The 21,105-nt window shown below is 52.7% G+C and carries 19 protein-coding genes and 1 tRNA gene; 11 read left to right on the top strand and 9 right to left on the bottom strand.

The genetic code is table 11. From position 1 onward, the window contains the following. Nucleotides 1–117 precede the first annotated feature (117 nt). The 9 genes from WCI03_06510 (at nucleotide 118) to WCI03_06470 (ending at nucleotide 11,427) form a co-directional block, all read left to right on the top strand. Nucleotides 118–2,907, top strand: coding sequence for an HAD-IC family P-type ATPase (locus WCI03_06510; GenBank protein MEI8139502.1), 2,790 nt, complete (start codon nucleotides 118–120; stop codon nucleotides 2,905–2,907). Between the two features lie 68 nt (nucleotides 2,908–2,975). Continuing rightward, complete coding sequence (gene glmM, locus WCI03_06505; GenBank protein MEI8139501.1) at nucleotides 2,976–4,328, top strand: phosphoglucosamine mutase; 1,353 nt, start codon at nucleotides 2,976–2,978, stop codon at nucleotides 4,326–4,328. Beyond that, the gene (locus WCI03_06500; GenBank protein ID MEI8139500.1) at nucleotides 4,325–5,284 is read left to right on the top strand and encodes a DapH/DapD/GlmU-related protein; all 960 of its coding nucleotides are present in this window, start codon (nucleotides 4,325–4,327) and stop codon (nucleotides 5,282–5,284) included. The genes glmM and WCI03_06500 overlap by 4 nt, the downstream gene beginning before the upstream one ends. Before the next feature lie 35 nt (nucleotides 5,285–5,319). Continuing rightward, on the top strand, nucleotides 5,320–7,158 hold the full coding sequence (gene glmS / locus WCI03_06495; protein ID MEI8139499.1) for a glutamine--fructose-6-phosphate transaminase (isomerizing): 1,839 nt from the start codon (nucleotides 5,320–5,322) through the stop codon (nucleotides 7,156–7,158). Between the two features lie 280 nt (nucleotides 7,159–7,438). Beyond that, entirely contained in the window at nucleotides 7,439–7,714 is a 276-nt protein-coding gene (locus WCI03_06490; GenBank protein ID MEI8139498.1) for a hypothetical protein, read from the top strand. Nucleotides 7,715–7,988: 274 nt separating this feature from the next. Beyond that, nucleotides 7,989–8,684 (top strand): hypothetical protein, encoded by a 696-nt coding sequence (locus tag WCI03_06485; GenBank protein ID MEI8139497.1) that lies wholly within the window; start codon nucleotides 7,989–7,991, stop codon nucleotides 8,682–8,684. Nucleotides 8,685–8,701: 17 nt separating this feature from the next. Then, on the top strand, nucleotides 8,702–10,000 hold the full coding sequence (locus tag WCI03_06480; GenBank protein MEI8139496.1) for an aconitase/3-isopropylmalate dehydratase large subunit family protein: 1,299 nt from the start codon (nucleotides 8,702–8,704) through the stop codon (nucleotides 9,998–10,000). Nucleotides 10,001–10,014: 14 nt separating this feature from the next. Beyond that, the gene (locus tag WCI03_06475; protein MEI8139495.1) at nucleotides 10,015–10,551 is read left to right on the top strand and encodes a 3-isopropylmalate dehydratase; all 537 of its coding nucleotides are present in this window, start codon (nucleotides 10,015–10,017) and stop codon (nucleotides 10,549–10,551) included. 3 nt (nucleotides 10,552–10,554) lie between these two features. Further along, on the top strand, nucleotides 10,555–11,427 hold the full coding sequence (locus WCI03_06470; protein MEI8139494.1) for a ParA family protein: 873 nt from the start codon (nucleotides 10,555–10,557) through the stop codon (nucleotides 11,425–11,427). Here the strand turns inward: WCI03_06470 and def are convergent. The 7 genes from def to eno form a co-directional block, all read right to left on the bottom strand. Next, complete coding sequence (gene def / locus WCI03_06465) at nucleotides 11,333–11,926, bottom strand: peptide deformylase (protein MEI8139493.1); 594 nt, start codon at nucleotides 11,924–11,926, stop codon at nucleotides 11,333–11,335. The two genes, WCI03_06470 and def, sit on opposite strands and share 95 nt — an antisense overlap. Next, nucleotides 11,916–13,307 carry a 2-isopropylmalate synthase gene (locus tag WCI03_06460; GenBank protein MEI8139492.1) on the bottom strand — a complete coding sequence of 464 codons (1,392 nt, stop codon included), beginning with the start codon at nucleotides 13,305–13,307 and terminating at the stop codon, nucleotides 11,916–11,918. Before WCI03_06460 ends, def begins: the two co-directional genes overlap by 11 nt. Before the next feature lie 131 nt (nucleotides 13,308–13,438). Beyond that, the gene (gene rdgB, locus WCI03_06455) at nucleotides 13,439–14,050 is read right to left on the bottom strand and encodes an RdgB/HAM1 family non-canonical purine NTP pyrophosphatase (GenBank protein MEI8139491.1); all 612 of its coding nucleotides are present in this window, start codon (nucleotides 14,048–14,050) and stop codon (nucleotides 13,439–13,441) included. Nucleotides 14,051–14,089: 39 nt separating this feature from the next. Beyond that, nucleotides 14,090–14,175 (bottom strand) — tRNA-Leu (locus WCI03_06450). Nucleotides 14,176–14,235: 60 nt separating this feature from the next. Next, complete coding sequence (locus tag WCI03_06445) at nucleotides 14,236–15,012, bottom strand: hypothetical protein (GenBank protein MEI8139490.1); 777 nt, start codon at nucleotides 15,010–15,012, stop codon at nucleotides 14,236–14,238. Continuing rightward, nucleotides 15,009–15,320 (bottom strand): septum formation initiator family protein, encoded by a 312-nt coding sequence (locus tag WCI03_06440; protein ID MEI8139489.1) that lies wholly within the window; start codon nucleotides 15,318–15,320, stop codon nucleotides 15,009–15,011. Before WCI03_06440 ends, WCI03_06445 begins: the two co-directional genes overlap by 4 nt. 86 nt (nucleotides 15,321–15,406) lie before the next feature. Next, on the bottom strand, nucleotides 15,407–16,681 hold the full coding sequence (eno, locus tag WCI03_06435; GenBank protein ID MEI8139488.1) for a phosphopyruvate hydratase: 1,275 nt from the start codon (nucleotides 16,679–16,681) through the stop codon (nucleotides 15,407–15,409). Nucleotides 16,682–16,836: 155 nt separating this feature from the next. Between eno and rfbB the strand changes: the two genes are divergently transcribed. Both rfbB and WCI03_06425 read left to right on the top strand, forming a co-directional pair. Beyond that, nucleotides 16,837–17,865: a dTDP-glucose 4,6-dehydratase gene (rfbB, locus tag WCI03_06430; GenBank protein ID MEI8139487.1), complete on the top strand. Its 1,029-nt coding sequence runs from the start codon at nucleotides 16,837–16,839 to the stop codon at nucleotides 17,863–17,865. Nucleotides 17,866–17,883: 18 nt separating this feature from the next. Further along, nucleotides 17,884–18,435 (top strand): NUDIX hydrolase, encoded by a 552-nt coding sequence (locus WCI03_06425; protein MEI8139486.1) that lies wholly within the window; start codon nucleotides 17,884–17,886, stop codon nucleotides 18,433–18,435. A 1-nt stretch (nucleotide 18,436) separates the two neighbouring features. Here WCI03_06425 and WCI03_06420 read toward each other — a convergent pair whose 3' ends face one another. Continuing rightward, nucleotides 18,437–19,750 (bottom strand): PEGA domain-containing protein, encoded by a 1,314-nt coding sequence (locus WCI03_06420; protein ID MEI8139485.1) that lies wholly within the window; start codon nucleotides 19,748–19,750, stop codon nucleotides 18,437–18,439. A 1-nt stretch (nucleotide 19,751) separates the two neighbouring features. Further along, nucleotides 19,752–21,083 carry an FHA domain-containing protein gene (locus WCI03_06415; protein MEI8139484.1) on the bottom strand — a complete coding sequence of 444 codons (1,332 nt, stop codon included), beginning with the start codon at nucleotides 21,081–21,083 and terminating at the stop codon, nucleotides 19,752–19,754. Nucleotides 21,084–21,105: the final 22 nt, after the last annotated feature.

Raw genomic sequence — 21,105 nt, 5'->3', positions numbered from 1 at the left:
ATTTAATGCGATTATTGTAGTTACCCAGAGCACACAAATCGATGGGGTCTAACCCTACTCTGTCACTCGATTAAGAAAAGACTTTTCGTCCCTTTGATCACAGGATAGATTGACCCGATGAAACAAGTCACGTTAGCACCATTGATCCCCAGTCAAAATCTGCCATCCACAGCTCTTCCGCCTGACTGGCATGCCCAAAGCGGAGAGGACTCTTTAAACGCACTGACCAGTAAGTCACAAGGGTTAAGCGCATCCGATGCCGCAAAACGCCTTGAGCAATATGGACCCAACGTGCTGGCTCAAGCCAAAGTGGATGGCCCACTGACGCTGATCTGGCGCCAGATCAATAATCCCATTTCCTGGCTGCTGATCGGCGCCGGCATCATCGCTGTGTTGCTGCGAAAATATACCGATTCCGGGGTCGTCTTTGGCGCGGTTGTCATTAACGCGATCATTGGTTTTATTCAGGAATATCGCGCAGGAAAAGCCATCGCCGCCCTCTCGGCCATGGTCCCGGAAAATACCACGGTGTGGCGTGATGAAAGACTGAATACCTTGCCGGCCTCTGGCCTGGTGCCGGGCGATGTAGTTCAACTGACGGGAGGTGACCGTGTTCCCGCCGATATGCGCCTCTTGCAGGTCAAAAACCTGCGCGTCGACGAGTCGGCCCTTACCGGCGAATCCGTACCCACCCTCAAAAATCAGAACCCTGTCACAAAAGCGTCCGTCTTGGGAGATCGTTTTTGCATGACCTACGGCGGCACCGTGGTCACTCAAGGTACCGCCACCGGTGTGGTGGTGGCCACAGGGAATCAAACCGAACTTGGCCGTATCAACGCCTTGCTCAACCAAACGACTCAGTTGGAAACCCCGTTAACCAGACAACTGGCCCAAGTCACCAAATGGATCACCATCGCCGTAGTGGGCCTATCCCTGATCATACTTGGCTATGGCGTGTTCGTGAAACATGCAAAGTTCGATGAAGCCCTGCTGACGGCCATCACCCTTGCGGTCGCCGCGATCCCGGAAGGCCTGCCCGCCATCATTACCATTGCCCTGGCGATCGGGGTACGCCGCATGGCAGCCCGACAAGCCGTTGTCCGGCATTTGCCTGCCGTGGAAACCCTCGGTTCCACGAGTGTCATCTGTTCTGACAAAACCGGCACACTGACCCGAAACGAAATGACGGTTCAGGCCCTGTGGTGCGAAAGGAAGGAATATCGCCTCTCGGGAATCGGCTATATCCCAAACGGTTCGTTGGAGTGTAATGGCCAAACTATCACTGAACTACCCGCCACCTTGCGCGAACTCCTACTATCCGGCGTATTATGTAACGATTCCGACTTGCGGCAGGAAGATGAACAATGGACCATCACCGGAGATCCCACCGAAGCGGCTCTGGTCGTGGCAGGACAAAAACTGGACTTGCTGGCCAATGATCTGCGCCAGCACCATCCCCGACTGGATGTCCTCCCCTTTGAGTCCGACACCAAGTACATGGCCACACTCAACCGGGGTAACGGCATTGACGCCGTCTACCTCAAAGGGGCACCGGAAATGGTGGTTGAACGCTGTGGACTCTCCGCCGCCGAAACCCAAGAAATCAAGGCCGCAAATCAAGCGCTGGCCGAACAAGGCATGCGGGTGCTGGCCTTTGCCAGACGATCCCCTTCCCCGGGTATGACCCAACTGACCCCGGAATGGGCCGAATCAGGCTTTTCCCTCCTAGGACTGATGGGCATGATTGATCCACCCCGCCAGGAAGCCATCAACGCCATTGCTGTCTGCCACCGGGCGGGAATTACTGTCAAAATGATCACCGGCGACCATCATATCACCGCCACCGCTATCGGTCGTGAACTGGGAATCTTGAAGCCCGGTGATCAGGCGATGCGTGGTGTGGATCTTGACGCCCTGTCGGATGAGGAACTAATAGCCACCGCCCGACGCTGCCATGTCTTTGCACGCGTGGCTCCCGAGCATAAAATCAAACTGGTCCAGGCCTTACAAGCCGACGGCAACGTGGTGGCCATGACCGGTGACGGCGTGAATGACGCCCCCGCTCTGAAGCGTTCCGATATCGGCATCGCCATGGGCATCACGGGAACTGCGGTCGCCAAAGATGCCTCCAAGGTGGTACTGGCCGATGATAATTTTGCCTCAATTGCCGCTGCGGTGGAAGAAGGGCGGCGGGTTTATGACAACCTGATCAAAGCGCTTGCATTCATTCTGCCCACCAATCTAAGTCTCGCACTGACCTTGGCCAGCGCGATGTTCTTTTTTCCGGCGGTCATGGTGGCGCAACTGGGAACCGAATTACTCCTTCCCATGGCACCCAGTCAAATTCTGTGGATTAACCTGGTTGCCAGCATTGCGCTCTCCGCCCCGATCGCCTTTGAAGTTCTGGAGCCCTCTGCCATGCGTCGCAAACCCCGCCCGAAAGACACCCCGGTATTCTCCACCTTCATCATCATGAGAACAGCCATCGTTGCAATTGTGATGGCGTCCGGAACCTGCGGCCTCTTTCTTTGGGATTATATGCGACGCGTTGGAGGGCTTGATGGGGTAATTGATGCCACACTTCACACACAGGCATTGGCAGAAGCCCAGACCATGGCCGTCACCACCATCACTCTGTTTCAGATTTTTTATCTGCTCCATTGCCGCAGCATGAGGGATAGTCTCTCTAGCATGGGCTGGTTCAGCAATCCCACCATCTGGATTGGAATCGGGGGGCTGCTTTTATTGCAGGTCGCCTTCACCTATCTCCCCTTCATGAATACCCTGTTCCATAGCACCAGCCTGGATCTCAGGGCTTGGATTCTTGCCACCCTCGTTGCCGCTGTGATCCTGCCCATTATCAGCCTGGAGAAATGGATTCTTAACCGGCTTGCAAGAAATCGATAGACGGTGTATTTTCGAGCAGCATTTACTTGAGCTCCGGTTGAATCGGAATAACGGAAAAAGGGTTTACAATGGAACGTTTATTTGGAACTGATGGCATCCGCGGCCAGGCTAACCGCTACCCAGTGACTCCAGAAGTTGCGATGCAAATCGGCAAGGCCCTCGGTCATACTCTGGGCGCCTCCGGTCATGGCTCCTGCAAGGCTGTCATTGGCAAAGACACCCGACTTTCCGGCTACATGCTCGAAACCGCCCTCACCAGCGGCCTGGTGGCCATGGGCGTGGACGTCATGCTCGTGGGCCCAGTCCCCACCCCAGCCGTCGCCCACCTCACCCGTTCAATGGCTGCAGACGTCGGCATCATGCTCACGGCTTCACACAACCCATTTGACGACAATGGGATCAAAATATTCGGCAACGACGGCTTTAAGATATCCGACACCATTGAGGCCGACATCACCAATCACATTGCCTCCGGTGAATTGAGTTGTGAACATATCCGCAGTGACCAGATGGGCAAGGCGTACCGCATTGAAGATGCACGCGGGCGTTACATCGAGTTTGCCAAAAGCACGATCAAAAGTGAAAATTTCGAGGGCCTTAAAATCGTTGTCGATTGCGCCAACGGGGCCGCTTATCACATTGCCCCATTGATCCTGAAGGAACTGGGCGCCAAAGTGACCAAAACCTTTGTGGAGCCGGATGGCTACAATATTAACAACCTTTGCGGTGCCACACACCCCGAAGTCGTTGCCAAAACCGTTCTCAGCACCCAATCAGATATCGGCATCGCCTTTGACGGGGATGCAGACCGTGTGATTTTCTGCGATGCTCAGGGAACTGTCGTGGATGGCGACCGGATTCTGGCCATGTGCGCCCTCGATTTCAAAGCTCGCGGGGTGCTGAAAAACAATACACTGGTTACCACCACCATGAGTAACATGGGCCTGCATGAGGCCATGAAAAATGCAGGCATTCAGTTGGACATCACCGACGTGGGGGACCGACTCGTCATCGACCGCATGCGGATAACAGGTGCCAATGTCGGCGGCGAGAAAAGCGGGCATGTCATTCTGATGGATTATGCCACCACCGGTGACGGCATTATTACCGCGCTCCAGATACTCCGTCTGATGCGGCGTCAGGGAGCCACCCTCGCCCAATTGGCAGAATGCATGCAGGAATACCCCCAGCAACTGGTGAGCATCAAGGTCAAGCAGCGCAAACCGATTGAAGCGATCCCGGATTTGGTCGAAGCCATGGAGGCCTGCACCAGCGATCTGGGAGTGGATGGTCGACTGATCGTGCGTTATTCCGGCACGGAACCCAAACTTCGTATTTTGATTGAAGCGCGCCAGGCCGATCAGGTCTCGCGCTGGATTGAAGTGCTGAGCGCAGTCGTGCGAAAGGAACTGGTCACATGAGAGCTATTCTCCTAGATGCCGAAAGTCCTGAAACCTGTTACCCACTGACCTCGACCCGCACCTTGGCAGCCTGCCGCGTGGGTAACCGCCCCTTGGGGGAACTTCAGCAGGAAACCCTTAGGGATGCCGGTTACGGCAGCATGAACGACTCGGATGATCGCACGCTCTTCATACGGGGAGATGTGTGGCTCTCCCGCGATCTCCTCGCCGCACTCCTGGAAGCCGAAGGCACGGTGGCGGTTCGCAATACTCGAGGCATTATCCTCGCTTGGACAGGCGAATCGGCCAACGCGGTTTTGAAAGCGCCCTCCATTCCCACTGATGAAAACACATTTTTGATCGCCTACCCGTGGGATATCCTGCGAATCAATGAACTGGTTCTGAGCCATATCGCAGAGTATCGCCTCAGCGGCGAAGCGGTCCCTTCCGGCCCCATCACAACCGCTCTCACGCTGAACAATGGCGCACGGGTCTCTCCTGGCGTGCATAATGACGGGACGCTTCTGCTGGGCGAAGGGTCGCGGCTCCTGCCGGGTGTTTATATTGAGGGCACAGTGATCATTGGTAAAAATTGCAAGATCGGCCCGAATTGTTATATCCGGGGGAACACAAGCATCGGGGACAACTGCCACGTCGGACAAGCGGTGGAAGTAAAAAACTCCATCATCATGGATCGGTCCAGCATGGGTCACCTGAGTTATTGCGGGGATTCCATCATCGCCGAAGCAGTGAATTTCGGGGCCGGCACGATCACCTCCAATTTCAGGCATGATGGGCTCACCCATAAGTCCATCATTGAGGGCCGCCTGGTGGATACCAAGCGGAGAAAATTCGGTTGCGTCATGGGCGATCGAGTCCACACCGGTATTCACACCAGCATTTACCCGGGCCGGAAATTGTGGCCGGATATTTGCACTTTACCTGGTGCCGTCGTCAGTAAAGATGTCGTAAAATAAACATAATAACGTCAGTAACACGTTACGAGGTATTCATGTGCGGAATTGTTGGCTATGTTGGTAATAAGGGCGCAATCGATGTTTTGATCAATGGTCTGAAACGACTTGAATATCGCGGCTACGATTCGGCGGGCATCGCGTTGATTGCAGACCATACGCTCCACGTCCGCAAAGACAAAGGTAAAGTCGTGAATGTCGAAAAGGCAGTTCATGCCCAGTGGGATGAAACGTTCCTCAAATCGGCACACACCGGCATTGCCCACACCCGTTGGGCCACCCATGGCAGCCCGACGGCAGAAAATGCCCATCCTCATACCGACCAAACCGGCCGTCTGGCCCTGGTTCACAATGGCATTATCGAAAATTATCTTGCCCTGCGTAATCAGTTGGCGGCCAAGGGGCATACCTTTAAATCGCAAACCGATACCGAAGTGCTGATTCACCTGATCGGCGAATTATACCAGGGAAATCTATTTGAAGCCGTATGCGCAGCGCTTAAGCATGTTGAAGGCACCTACGGAATTGCCGTGGTTTCATCAGACACCCCCGACCAGATTGTAGTGGCCCGCAAAGGCAGTCCCCTCGTCATCGGGGTGGGTGATGGCGAGACCATTGTCGCCAGCGATGTCGCCGCCATCATCGCCTATACGCGCCAGGTCATCTACCTTGACGACAATGATGTAGCCATCATCCGGGCCTCGGGTGCTGAAATCCGGAACATAAATAATGTGCCGGTCTCACGCGAAATCGCGAAAATTGATTGGGATGCAGGCACCGCGGAGAAGAGCGGCTACGAGCATTTCATGCTCAAGGAAATCAATGAGCAACCGGACTCCATCAGAAACACAATTCGCGGTCGTCTGGATGATTCGATGGCGACGGCCATTTTATCGGGCCTGGCGCTCACGCCACGGGAACTCTCAAGTATTGAACGGGTGGTGATTTTAGGCTGCGGAACCTCGCTGAACGCGGGAATGGTCGGCAAATATTACTTTGAAGAATTAGCGGATCTCCCCACTGACGTCGAACAAGCCGCCGAATACCGCTACCGCAATCCCATCATCCGCCCGCATGACCTGGTCATCGCCATCAGCCAGTCCGGAGAGACCGCCGATACACTGGCAGCGGTGCGCGAAGCAAAACAAAAAGGAGCACTGGTTGTGGGCCTCTGTAACGTGGTGGGCTCCACCATTGCCCGCGAGACCGGACGGGGCGTCTACCTGCATGCCGGGCCGGAAATCAGCGTCGCCTCCACCAAGGCGTTCACCTGCCAGTTGACGGTGCTGCTGATGTTGGCACTTAAGATCGGGCGTTGTCGCCGACTGTCGCGCCAACAGGGCTTGGAAATCTGTGAGGAAATCCACCAGATCCCTGAATTGATCAAGGATGTTCTGACAAGAAACAATGAAATAATCGCTGCGGCTGAAAGCTATGCCCAGGTTAAGGATTTCTTCTTTCTGGGACGCGGCTGTCTTTATCCTGTCGCCATGGAAGGCGCCCTGAAGCTCAAGGAAATCAGCTACATCCACGCCGAGGGATATCATGCCGCCGAACTCAAGCATGGCCCTATCGCGCTGCTCGACGAGTCAGTTCCCGTAATAGCCATGTTGAACGATATTGCCGGCAGGGAGAAGATGAGCAGCAATGTTCAGGAATGCCGGGCACGCCACGCACCGGTCATTGGAATTGTCACAGATGGCAGCTCCGATTCCGCCCCTGTCGACGCCATCATTCATGTCCCGAAATGTTCACACCTGACCGCACCCATTGTTACGGTTGTGGCCCTCCAGTTATTCGCGTACCACATGGCAAGAATACGGAACTGCCCCATTGATCAGCCTCGTAATCTGGCCAAAAGTGTAACCGTCGAGTAATTTTAGACACAACAACTCCACATTATCAATTCTTCGCACTGAATATTGCTGCGCACTCTTGCCAGCCTCGGGCCTCTAGTCGAGGAAAGCTTATGTCAGGTTCGGCGTGGCGAGAGTATTCGCTGGCAGCTGACTGACCGCCCTTCCGGCAAGACACGAACTCTCTACGTGCCCGCAGAGCGGGTGGAGAAGGTTCGCCAATGGACAGCCAACTGGATGCAAGCCAAGGAAATGCTTCAGGCTCTATCGAACCTGGCACGGGAAGAGCTAAGAAGAAAAAATGCGTCTCCCCGCACCCGCGCCGGACTATCAAACCCTCCCTGCAAAACTGATTTCCTTGGTTAATCAGCGGTTTCCGTTTCTGAATGCGATGTTCGACAGCCTTCCCGACCAGCGCGATTCCGGGAACTGTCTCTACACGGCCGCCAACTATCACTTGCTCATGCAACTTGCCCATTTCCTTTGGCAGGTTCTCTGCAAAGGATGGCTCAGGCGGGTGATGCCTGCCGTAAACTTACTGACACGTCCTTGTGCGATTTGCTCGCCGCAGCTCTGATGATCTGCCCGCCCCCGGCTACCACTCTGCCAGCTTTTCAGCTCCGATTCGCGGATGGAGAAATTGTTGCGGCATGTGTGCTCCAGCCCGGACAAGCCATAGCCAAACCCGCATTTACGTAGGCAGGGCGTTTCGGCTCGTCCTTATCATCCGCCGCTCAGAGCTTCATGGATCCTCTTGTCCAAAATGGAGCGAAGTTGAGTTAATGTGGAGTTGTTGCCTGATTCCCGCTAATCTTGCCATCCGTCATCAATCTGATATAATGACCCGCTTTATGAATACACCCAGTCAATTTGATTTCTGGTATGCCATCAACAACACCCGTGTTGTCGTGGCTCCAGTTCAGCGTTTAGAAACGTTTGGTGCTACCATAATTCACTACCATCTGGTTAGTGAAGTGATGGACTTCGTCGATAAAATCAGAGTCAGAGAGGGGCGTATCGTGGCCCAACGGCCTCAGATCATCACCCCAACCTCCATTACCGGGAACATGCTCGAAGGTTTTGGTTCCGAGGCGGAGCGTTATCTGGATTGGATCAGAGAGCATTCACAAGAGTTCCGGATGTTGCAATACGGCTTTTTGATCCGGAAAGAGGAAATCAACGACGAAATCATCACGGATACTTTTGATGCGGTCCTGGATCGTGTCGCTACCGCTGTACGTCAAAAAGACGAACCCCTCTCCGCCGTGGTAGCAGGGGTTGACTCACCGTGGGAGGTATCGCTCCTGAAAATGATGTTTGAGGTGAGCAACAATTCATTCCAGGCCAATGTCAAGGAGATGGAAAGCCATCGGATGTTTAGCCCCAATGCCGGCATCCGCTTTGAGATTGAAACTGATTTCCAACTGGCAAACCGCCAACCGGCCCGCATCAATGCGCTTGGAACTAAGTTGCAAAAGCATGGGCTTTTTTCGGAGTATGAAGATCGTTTTTTTGCGCTCATCAAGGCCAAACAGGCACGGAAGTAATTAAAGAGGTAAATACCATGGGCATGACAATAACAGAGAAAATTCTGGCGCGTGCCGCAGGCAAACGCGTCATCGGCCCCGGCGATAATGTCTGGGTCGAAGTGGATATATTGCTTACCCACGACGTTTGCGGACCGGGCACCATTGGCGTGTTTCAGCGTGAATTCGGAGCCACCGCGAAAGTCTGGGACAAATCAAAAGTAGTCATTATCCCCGACCATTACATCTTTACCGCTGATCAAAAAGCGCATCGGAATGTGGATACACTGCGAACCTTTGTCAATGAACAGTCGATACCCTACTTTTATGATCCGAGCACGGCGAGATACAAAGGGGTCTGTCACGTGGCACTTCCGGAAGAGGGCCATGTTCGGCCCGGCGAAGTGATCTTTGGCACGGATTCGCATACCTGTACGCATGGGGCGTTAGGCGCATTTGCCACCGGCATTGGCAATACGGATGCCGGCTTCATCATGGGCGCGGGTAAGCTCCTGATCAAAGTGCCGAAATCCATGCGTTTTCAAGTTAATGGCACCGTCCCGCCCTATATCATGGGCAAAGATATCATCCTAAAGATTATCGGGGATATCGGCTTCGATGGCGCCAGCTATTGCGCCATGGAATTCACCGGGGATGCCATCCGGCAACTGTCTGTCGAAGAACGGATGACGATCTGTAACATGGCCATTGAGGCCGGCGCTAAAAACGGAATCATTGAGCCAGACGAGAAAACATTTGAATATGTTCGCGCCCGCACAAATAAGTCGTTTGAGGCCGTCTACAGCGACCCGGCTGCAAGCTATGACAGCGACCGTACCTACGATACCTCCACCATGGAGCCTTGCGTGGCCGAACCTCATGTCCCAAGCAATTACGCGCTCGCCCGTGAGCGAACTCACGTCAAACTGGATCGGGCCTATATTGGCTCCTGCACGGGCGGGAAGATCACCGACTTTTTGGCGGCGGCACGCATCCTCAAAGGTCAGCAAGTCACAATCCCGACATTTCTGGTGCCGGCGACGGTCGAGGTGGCGGAAGCACTGATCAAACTGCAAATTGACGGAGTTTCGCTCGTGGAGATTTTTGCAGCGGCGGGATGCGGGGATATTGCCCCGCCCTCTTGTGCGGCATGCCTGGGTGGCCCGGCAGACACCTACGGGCGAACCGCAGGAAAAGAAGTGGTGATCAGTACCACCAACCGGAATTTCCCCGGACGGATGGGCTCAAAACTGTCCCAGATTTATCTGGCCTCGCCATTAACCGTGGCGGCTTCAGCCATTCGAGGGCGTATCACCGATCCAAGAGAATTCATGTAAGCACAGGAATCAAAATGAAAGTAATTCGAGGTACAGTTTACGTATTAGGCGATGATATTGATACGGATCAAATCATCCCCGCTGAATTTCTCAATCTTGTCCCCACGATCCCTGAGGAATACGCGAAGCTCGGATCGTATGCATTATGCGGACTACCCGCAAGTTATCCTCCTTTTGTAAAGCCGGGAGCCATGAAGGCCGAATACCCGGTCATCATTGCCGGACGCAATTTTGGATGCGGTTCCTCCCGAGAACACGCACCCGTATGCCTTGGGGCGGCAGGGGTCAAGGCCGTGGTGGCCGAATCTTATGCACGGATCTTTTTCCGTAATGCGATTGCCACAGGCGAGTTGTATCCCTTTGAGTCCTCTCTCCGTCTCTGCGATCTTTTTAAGACGGGGGATGAGATGGAAATCCAGGTAGAAAATTCAAAGCTCATCCATGTGCCATCAGGGAAAAGCTACTCGCTAAAGGATCTGGGCGCTGTGGCGCCCGTAGTTGAAGCGGGCGGAATTTTCCCCTACGCTCGAAAAGCGGGAATCATCAAATAATTTATGCCGTGCCACATCATAGCTTTGGCGAACCAGAAAGGTGGCGTGGGCAAAACCACCACGGCCATCAATCTGGCCGCCTGCCTCGCAGAACGACGGCAGCGCGTGCTTTTGATTGATCTTGACCCGCAGGCCAACAGCACCAGCGGACTCGGGCTGCAACCCAGCCCAGGATGCAGCGTATACGAAGCGCTTCTCGGGCATGGCAAATTAGCAGATAAAGTTCAACCTACGGCAATGGAGCACCTCTTCCTCATCCCTTCCGAGGTGGACCTTGCTGGAGCCGAAGTAGATATCGCCAGACTGGACCGCTATCTCCACCGGTTTAAAGAAGCGCTTGATCCCTTGCTGGCCACAACTACTTTTGATGTGGTGCTGGTGGATTGTCCTCCGTCTCTCGGAATTCTAACCATGAACGCCCTGACCGCGGTCCAATCCGTAATTATTCCGCTTCAGTGCGAATATTATGCTTTGGAGGGGCTTAGCGTCATCACCCGTCTCATCAGCCAGATCCGGGATTCAGGAGCCAATCCGACTTTGGACATTGAGGGAATCGTTCTGACCATGTATGACGGCCGCACGAATCTCGCACAGCAGGTAGTTGAGGAAGTCCGGAAACATTTTGGCGACAAGGTGTACCACGCGGCCATTCCCCGCAACATCCGGATCAGTGAAGCCCCCAGCCACGGAAAGCCCATTATTCTATATGATGAAAAATCAAGCGGCGCCGAAGCTTACCGGGCATTGGCAAAAGAATTTTTGAAACAAAAAAAAGAAGAAGCTATATCCGTGACGTTGCCTGAGCCAGTGCCTTCTTCCCCTGCATCCGCTCCGCCGTCTCCGCCCGTAGACGCTTCAACTTGCCCGCCAGGCTGATTTTTTTGACGGGAGACATCCGGTCCACCAACAGCACTCCAGCCAGGTGATCCAACTCGTGTTGAACGGCACGGGCCAACAGTCCACGACAATGCAAGTTGCGAACCACGCCCTTCCAATCCACAAACGTCACGTCGACCTCAGCGGCACGCTGTACGCCGGTGTGAATGCCCGGAAAACTCAGGCACCCCTCATCGCGACGTTCCAGTTCGCCGCCACGATCCATAATCTTGGGGTTGAACATCACCAGAGGCATTTCGACCTCTGGATTCAATCGCCCCCCCCCCTCTTCTTCTACATCCAGTTCAACGGGGATATCCACCACACAAACCGAAACGGCCCGGCCAACCTGCTGAGCGGCAAGCCCGACCCCTTCGGCCATATGCATGGTCTCCATCATGCCGTCCACCAGCCGCTTATACTCAACTGTCACACGGGCAATGGGTTCGGCTACAACTCTCAGAATGGGATCGCCGAAGGTGACAATTTCAAAACTCATATCCGTTTTCTTTCATCCAGTCAGAAAGATGAATCTTGGTTTGCTCCAAAAGTTCATCATCCGTGATCGCCGTTGTACGCCCGGCATCATACTGGGTCATCATCCATTCATAGATTTTCTGCACGCCGGGATCACTCTTGGTGACATGCGTCTTGGCCTTCCGGAAATATTTTTTCGTCCAGAGCGCGATTCCTGCTAGGCCGCTGACATCCGATACCGCGAGTTCAACAGGCCGATTCAAAAGTTTCTCGGTATTGAAAACGTTATAAATTTCCTCATTCTTCAGCAGTCCATCGGCATGGATGCCGGCACGGGTCACATTAAAGCTTTTACCCACCAACGGTTGATTCACCGGAAGCTGAACCTTGAGTTCATGTTCAAAATATTCCGCAATTTCTGTAATAACCGTGGTATCTACCTTGCAGTCATTTCCGCGCAACTGCAGATAATTAATGACCATACCCTCCACAGGTGGATTCCCGGTCCGTTCTCCAATGCCAAGAAGGGTGCCATTGGCAGCAGAACAGCCATAGAGCCATGCTGTGACCGCATTGGCGCTCACCATATAGAGATCGTTATGGCCATGCCACTCAAGCCATTCACTCGGGAACCCGGCATAATATTGCAGGCCATAAATCAAGCCCGGCACCGAGCGTGGCATGGCTGCCCCAGGATACGGGACGCCCAGGCCCATGGTGTCACAGATGCGGATCTTAATGACCTTCTTGGATTCCTCCGCCAATTTCATTAATTCTGAAGCGAACGGAACGACAAACCCATAATAATCAGCACGAGTGGCGTCCTCGAAATGACAACGGGGAGTAATGCCAACGTCCAAAGCCTCCTGGACAACCTTCAAGTACTCCTTCATCGCCTCACGCCGATTCATCTTAAGCTTGAGGTAGATGTGATAGTCCGAACAGGAGGTTAAAATCCCAGTTTCCTTGAGACCCATTTTCTTAGCCAGTTCAAGATCCTTGCGCCGGGCTCGCACCCACCCCGTCACTTCTGGAAAATTGTAGCCGAGTGCCTGAATCTCTTCGACGGCCTGCTGATCTTTTTTGGTGTAGAGGAAAAATTCAGTTTGCCGGATCAAGCCTTTGGGGCCGCCCAGGCGGTGCATCATTTTATAGATATCAACCACCTGTTTGACGGTATAAGGGGGCATCGCCTGCTGTCCATCACGAAACGTTGTATCTGTGACCCAAATATCCTTGGGCATCCGCATCGGCACTAAACGGTGATTGAAGCCAATCCGCGGCACCTCATCATACGGAAAAGTATGTCGAAACAGCTCTGGCTCCTTCGGATTCTCAAGATGTACCGTGTACGAATCTGAATCGAAAGTATTATATCCCGGGTTGTATTTCAGTTCAAACATAGCGCCACCTCAATCCTTGCTAATCTCCCTCATTCACGATCATCATGTTCTGAATTTCGACGCATAGTAGAGGAATTAAATCCGAATTTCAACAGACTTAACGGAAAATACGTCACATTGGCAATTTCCTGTTAATTCGGCCAGGAGGGCAACTCGCGCGCAAAACAATCATGCCAGGCTTCAATTGCCGCTTTCAAGGCAACTGCCCGATGTGAAATAGTGTTTTTAATTCCTGCAGGAAGTTCAGCAAAAGTTTTTTCGTACCCATTGGGAGCAAACAAGGGGTCATACCCAAACCCACCCGTACCATGAATGGCGGTCAAAAGTGTCCCCTCGCAAGCGCCTGAGACAGTGCGGGTAATCCCCTGGGGGTCAGATAAGGCAATAACGCAACGGAACCGGGCCCGCCGATCAGATACGCCAGCCATTGCCCCGATTATTTTCACGTTGTTTGCATGGTCATCAGCAGGCTCGCCAGCGTACCGTGCAGAATAAACGCCAGGAGCTCCGTGCAAGGCATCGACCTCCAACCCTGAGTCATCCGCCAGTGTCCACATGCCGCTAAAATGAGCCAATACCACTGCTTTTTTAATGGCATTAGCTTCAAAGGTATCGCCATCCTCAACCACCTGGGGACAGCCAATCAGTTGCTTCAAACTCAGAAAGACCAGGTGTGGTGCCGCCAGGATGGCGGAAATCTCGGTAAATTTATGACGATTGCCGGTGGCGATAAGTAAATTCATGGGAGTTATGTTCGCGCTTGTTACGCTGCGCGCAAAGCGTGGTGCTCGGGGTGGGACTTGAACCCACACGACCTTGCGGTCATCAGCCCCTCAAACTGATGTGTCTGCCATTTCACCACCCGAGCAAGAGCGGAAGAATCTAGCGGCATTTTTTTGCCGACGCAAGCATTACTTGCATTTCCTGATTATTTTTTATCACCAGGACTAACGGCCACCGGCTTCTCGAAATCCATAATTCGAGCTTCCGCGGCATCAAATACTACGATCAGTTTACTCTGAGCCAACCGGGCCAGCACTTGTGAATCCTTATCGAAATCCCACTCCCAGGTAACCCGCCGGGTGTCACTTATCAAGGAGTTGCTATTACGAATTTCGCCGGGAAATATCATGCGAGTAACCACTCGAAATCCATTAAAAAACGGGGTGAGTTTATTAAGACTCTCCTGAGTGAACACACTTGCCGCCTCCGGCGTATTTCCGACTGGGGGAAGAGTGATGATCAATTTGCATGTTTTATCGTCCAGCCGCTTTAAAGACACTCCACAATCATTGAAAAATGATTGCTTGAAAAGAGATTCCAAAGTCAGGAACTTGAGAGTGAAATCAACATATTTCCACCCGCCCTGTTCACGCAGCTTCAGCGCTTCAACAGTGATTCCCTCTTTCGCCATGGCCGCAAATTTAGCCTTTAGCAACGCCTCGTCATAAAGGTATGGAATGTCCAACGACTGAGGCACAGCATTCGTTTTCCCGGCAGCGAGATCCAGGGATCTGGATAACTCCCGGGCTAAGTCCGCCTGTTTTATGATGTAGGAGGGCATGCCATATACGGCACGTAAAGTGCCAGCGCCCTCTCGGTCAATAATAACCGTCGCATCAATTTTAACACATCCAGAACCAGACAAAAGAACACTTGCCGCCAGAGCCAAACAAAACAAAATCGAGCGGAAGCAAGTTTTCATGGGCGCACACTCCGGATGGGTGAATTGGTTGTCGGAAAGCGAAAAATGGTTTCACCCGGTTTGGCCATTCCCTGCTCGCGCGCACTTCGTTCAACAAACTCAGGGTCACTCCGAAACCGTTTTTGATTCTGCTCAAACTGCCGGATGCGAGCCTCCATGGCAGCATTTCCCTGCTCCAGCGTTTCTTTGCGATTTTGCAAAGTTTGGTAATTATGGGTTTTGGGCAGAAAAATACACACAATGGCAACCACCCCGGAGGCAATTACCACCATCCACGCCAATCGATATACCAATACCCAGAAATTCATATCCGTCCGTTAAAAAACGGGTTCATCGGCGGACGTTTACCGTCCACCGATGAATACCCTGATTTATTTGATGACGTCTATCAGCCTCAGATCACGCCGCCATAAATCGCGTACTGCCCCAACATCTCTTCAATACGAAGCAGTTGGTTATATTTGCAAACGCGATCCGTGCGACACAGTGAACCGGTCTTAATCTGCCCGGCATTAGTGGCCACCGCGATATCCGCGATCGTCGCATCTTCGGTCTCACCGGAACGATGACTGATCACCGCCGTGTAACCGGCCTGAGTGGCCATACGGATGGCATCCAGGGTCTCGGTAAGGGTCCCAATCTGGTTCACTTTGACCAGAATGGAATTAGCAATACCCAGATCAATCCCCTTCTTCAGGAACTTGGTGTTGGTCACAAACAGATCGTCGCCGACCAGTTGAATCTTGTCGCCAAGTCTGTCGCTCAGCTTCTTCCAGCCCTCCCAGTCATTCTCGGACATCCCGTCTTCGATGCTGATGATAGGATACTTTTCGCAAAGCTTGGCATAGAACTCAACCATTTCGTCGGCCGTATGAACGGAGCCATCACTCTTCTTGAAGATGTAACGCTTCTTGGTGGCATCATAGAATTCGCTGGCCGCAACATCCAGAGCTAGGAAGATATCCTTGCCCGGTTTGTATCCGGCCTTTTTGATTGCCTCAATGATCACATCCAACGCGTGGGTATTGCTGGTCAATTTCGGTGCGAAACCACCTTCATCACCCACAGCTGTGCTCAATTTCAAGCCCTTCAACACGCTCTTCAACGCATGAAAGACTTCCGCACCCATCCGCAGGGCTTCGGCGAAAGACTTGGCACCCTTGGGCATAATCATGAACTCTTGAATGTCGATCGGAGCATCGGAATGCGCGCCACCATTCATGATATTCATCATGGGGACCGGGGTCACCTTGGCATTGGCGCCACCAATATATCTGAACAGGGGCAGACCGCAATATTCTGCCGCCGCTTTGGCATTGGCCAACGAAATGGCCAGAATGGCATTCGCGCCCAACTTACCCTTCGTCTCGGTCCCATCCAGCTCAATCATCATGTTGTCAATCCCAACCTGATCGCGGCAATCCCACCCGATCAATTTGGGCGCAATCTTGACATTCACGTTGGCAACCGCTTTACGGACCCCTTTTCCAAGATAACGCTTGGCATCCCCATCGCGCAACTCCACAGCCTCATGCTCGCCGGTAGAGGCACCCGAGGGAACCGCTGCACGACCCACAATACCGCCCTCAAGGGTAATATCCACCTCGACAGTCGGATTACCACGGGAATCAAGAATCTCGCGCGCCACAATACTTTCAATCAATGACATAACTTTAGATACTCCTTACTTGCTGTTCAGTCGCCAACCGGCGACAAATGGAAAACGGTTAAAGAATACGGGAACCCTCCTTTGCTTTCAAGCAGAGAGTGCTGGACAGCACCGGAGGGTGCCCTATAGAATAAAAAGTTCAGGAGGACATCTTAATGAAAATACTTGTTACAGGCGGTGCCGGTTTTATCGGAAGCAATTTCATCCATTATCTCCTTGCCTCACATCCCGAGGATGAGGTCGTCAATTTTGACGCGCTAACCTATGCAGGGAATGTCGAGAATCTGAGCGACATCGCTGAAAATCCCCGCCATACCTTTATCCATGGGGATATCACCTCCATCCGGGACGTGAACAAGGCCTTCAGAAATCACAAAATTGATGTCGTGGTAAATTTCGCAGCCGAAAGCCATGTAGACCGTAGCCTGCACATGGGTCCCCGTGCCTTCATCAAAACAAACATTATGGGCACTCAGGTTCTGCTTGATGCCGCCAGAAAATTCAAAATCCAGCGCTACCTCCAAGTTTCCACAGATGAGGTTTACGGAAGTCTTGGCCCGACAGGCGCCTTCACCGAAATGACTCCGATCCAACCCAATAACCCCTATTCCGCCACCAAGGCAGGTGCCGATTTCATGGTTCGGGCCGCCCAGCACTCTCACGGTCTGGATACGGTCATTACCCGTTGTTCAAATAATTTCGGGCCTTATCAGTTCCCTGAAAAACTCATTCCATTGATGATCGCGAACGCGCTTGCCGATAAGCCGCTCCCGGTTTATGGCGATGGAATGCATGTCCGTGATTGGATTTATGTCATGGACCACTGTTCCGGCATCGATACCGTCCTCCGTAAGGGAAAATCTGGCGAAGTCTATAACCTGGGCGGTAACTACGATGTGCCGAATATTCAGATCGTTAAGGGCATCCTGAGTATCCTCGGCAAGCCGGAAAGCCTCATCACCTACGTCAAAGACCGACCAGGTCATGACCGGCGCTATGCCATGGACAACACCCGTGCCAAAACCGAGTTGGGATGGGAGCCTGCTTATCAATTCCAGGACGCCCTTAAAACCACGGTCCATTGGTACGTGAAAAATCAAGTCTGGTGGGAACGCATTCGTAGCGGCGAGTACTTGAAAGCCTTTGATAAGATGTACAACTGGCGCGACGAACAGTGCCACTAATATTCCAGGGGCTTGACCATGTACGAAAAAACGATCTCGATTACGCCGGTCTTCACTGGGCGTCTTCTCAAAGTGGAAACCCAGCAGGTGGAACTTGAACCCGGTGTACGTGCTTACCGGGAGATTATTCGACATCCCGGCGCCATTGCGGCCGTAGCACGAATTCCCGACGGCCGATTTGTCTTTGTCCGTCAATTTCGTAAGCCCATTGACCGTGAACTACTAGAGATCATTGCCGGGCGCAAAGAAGCCAACGAAAGTCCCGAGGCCTGCGCGGCTCGTGAAATCAAGGAAGAAACCGGCTATGATGTGGTCGCGCTACACTCATTGGGAATTATCTATCCCACCCCCGGTTACCTTGATGAGCTTATTCACCTTTTCTTCGCCGAACTCTCCGCATCCGCGTCCCTTCAAAACGGAGATCATGATGAACGCATCACGGTGGAATATCTGACTGCCGAAGAATTTGAATCGTTGCTTACCGGGGGCATGATTGAAGATTCCAAAACGCTTGCTGCCTGGCTTTTGTTCACCCGCCAACAGCAACGTCTCGCAGGCGCATCCAGCTGAACTATTTCTTGATGGCTTCGATGGTCGCGATGTCCAGTTCGGCTATGGTCTTGTAGATCCCGATTTGAGTTTCCAGCTTGATATCGCCGTTGGGCAACTTTTGCTCGAGAATGCCAGTCATCACATCCCCATTACGCAAGGTAATTCGGGTGTCGGCATTGAACACTCGTTTAAGGACTTCCTTCAAAGTAACGGATTTCCCCTTTTCAATGGTGACCCGGCGTTCAACCGTTCCGTAACCTTTCAGGCGAAGGGACACAACGTGATCTCCGACCGCAACATCCTGACTGAACCGGGCAACCGGATTGTCCTGGCCCAGCATCACCATGCCTTGCTCGCTCCCGTCCACGAATACCTTGACGCCGTCCGGTTTCGCCATCACTTCAATGATGCCCATATTCCGTTCCAGTCGCAATTCTTCAACTTTTTTCTCGCCTTGCTGAAAGTCAATGGTTCGCGTTTCCGGTGCAAATCCATCCAACTCCGCTCGGATAACATGGCTTCCGGCGTCCATGGCATCCAACGTCAACGGCGTCTGACCACATAATTTTTCATCAATATATAATTTAGCCCCAGTAGGTATGGAAATTACAGACAACACCCCCGGAACGGGCTTCAGGGTGATGTCCAAACTTTCCGCCTGATTGGCCAGAAGTTTAATTTTGGAACGATATACCACATAATCTGGCAATGAAATATTTAGTTCGTTTTCCCCTGCGGGTAAACGATCAATGGTACAAGGGGTAACCCCTTTTGACAATCCATTGACCTTAACCGAGGCTCCTGATGGCTCAGTCTTTACTGTCAGCACGGCCGAATCCGAAGTGAGCGATACGGATACCAATTGAGGGGATCGGTTCTCAATTTCAAACTCCACATCTCGACTGAGATAACCCAGGGATGACGCCTTGATACGGTACTTTCCAAAAGGCAGGTCGGTGAGGAGAAGCGGTGTCTTCCCCCGATGAGCCCCGTTAATCTCAATATCAGCACCCACTGGTGTGGAGCGGAGCAACACAAGGCCGGTAGGCTTTTCAAGTTTGATGTCCACCACGGATTTCCCTTCCGCCGACACCGTTACCGTTCGCTGAACCGGGAGATATCCATCTTTGTCGACCGCTATGAGATGTGCCCCCGCGGGAAGCCCGGAGACAGATGAGGGAGATGCCCCCCGCTCAATACCATCGCAAAAAACTGTGGCTTGATCAGGACTTGTGGAGACCGCAATTTTCGCCCCCTCGGTCTGAGCAAAACAAGCGAGAGTAATGAACCCTACCAGCGTAACCATCACTAATCTTGTTATCAGATTTGCCATACTATTTTTCCGTTGTCAGGTGACGTTCCACTTCCACCAGATTTTTACTGGCGTTACGATTACGTTCATCAGAACGGTCGGGAATCATTTCGCAAATAACCTTCAATTGCCGGTCAGCTTCCTTCCACTCCCGCAACTTGACCGAGCGCTCCGCCAGAAACCACAAATCTTCAAAGCGCCGCTGTAGTTCCCGGGTGCAATCCGCCTTGGCACTGGTGGCTTCCGCATAAAAAGCGGGCTTGGGTTGAATGGTTTCAAGATACCACTCGCACTCTTTGTAAGCCTGGATGGCATTGTATAAGTTCTCGTTCCGCACTTCGCGTTCGTCCCACATTTTCTTCCCCTGCAACAACGCCAATTTAGCCTTCTCGACTAACGTAGCGGGATCCACCGCCAAGGCGGCGAGACCCAGTTCATTTTTTCCAAATGCCTCAATCATGGCACGGGTGGTTGCGAAAATTTCAGGTTCATCCTGATTTAAAACCTTGATCCGCCGGGTCACCGCCCCAATGGTCACAGAGAGGGTGCTCAGGTTATAAAGCCCGGGCTCAAGTCCGATCAGTTCTTCCCGCAAATCCAAAACCCCTGTTGCCTCAATAGAACGTGCAAGATCCCGCTGGAGTTCCGGCGCCACTTTTTTGTCACGCCGCACATGTCGATCGTTCTGCAGATCGTCGACCTGAACACGCAGTAAATCCTTCTTTAATTCAAGTGAATATCTAAAGACATTCGACACAGACCCCTCCACCCGCTCAAACATCAACTCAAGGATCGGTAAGTCAGCCTGGGGCTGAATCACCACTGGCCGGGGTGGTTCAAAAAAAGACATCACCGGGAGGTTTTTAAACATCCCGATGGCCAGCACGAGAACCACCATAAAAGCAAGGAGCCACAGCAGATTTCGGCGCATCGCATTCGCCGAGGTAGAGCCCGGCGCCTGACGCCTTTTAAGAAGTCCGAGATCCACTGAAGCCTCGGGACTTTCAGGGGATTCAGCAGCATTTTCGCTCTTTTCCGGCATGGCTACACGGGTTCCGTCATGTATGACCCGGATACGGGTATCCCCTGCCAGAATCTCATCCTGGATATGAAGCTGCTGCTCCTGTACCAATTTTCCGTTTACCATCGTCCCATTGGCGCTACCCAGATCGGAAACCCAGAGGCCACTCTCCTCCTGGATAAAAAACCGGCACTGAAACCGGGACATGGCCTCATCCGGAATGGAGATATCATTGCGGGATGAACGCCCGATCCGAACGCCATCGCGGGGGACATGAATCTCACGGCCCTTACTTGGTCCATCTGTAATTAGTAAATGTATGACTGTTTCCATGACGTTTATTGAAAAATTAAAC

The organism is bacterium, assembly GCA_037143175.1.
Taxonomy (GTDB): domain Bacteria; phylum Verrucomicrobiota; class Kiritimatiellia; order CAIKKV01; family CAITUY01; genus JAABPW01.
This window is presented reverse-complemented; position numbering and strand designations above follow the sequence as displayed.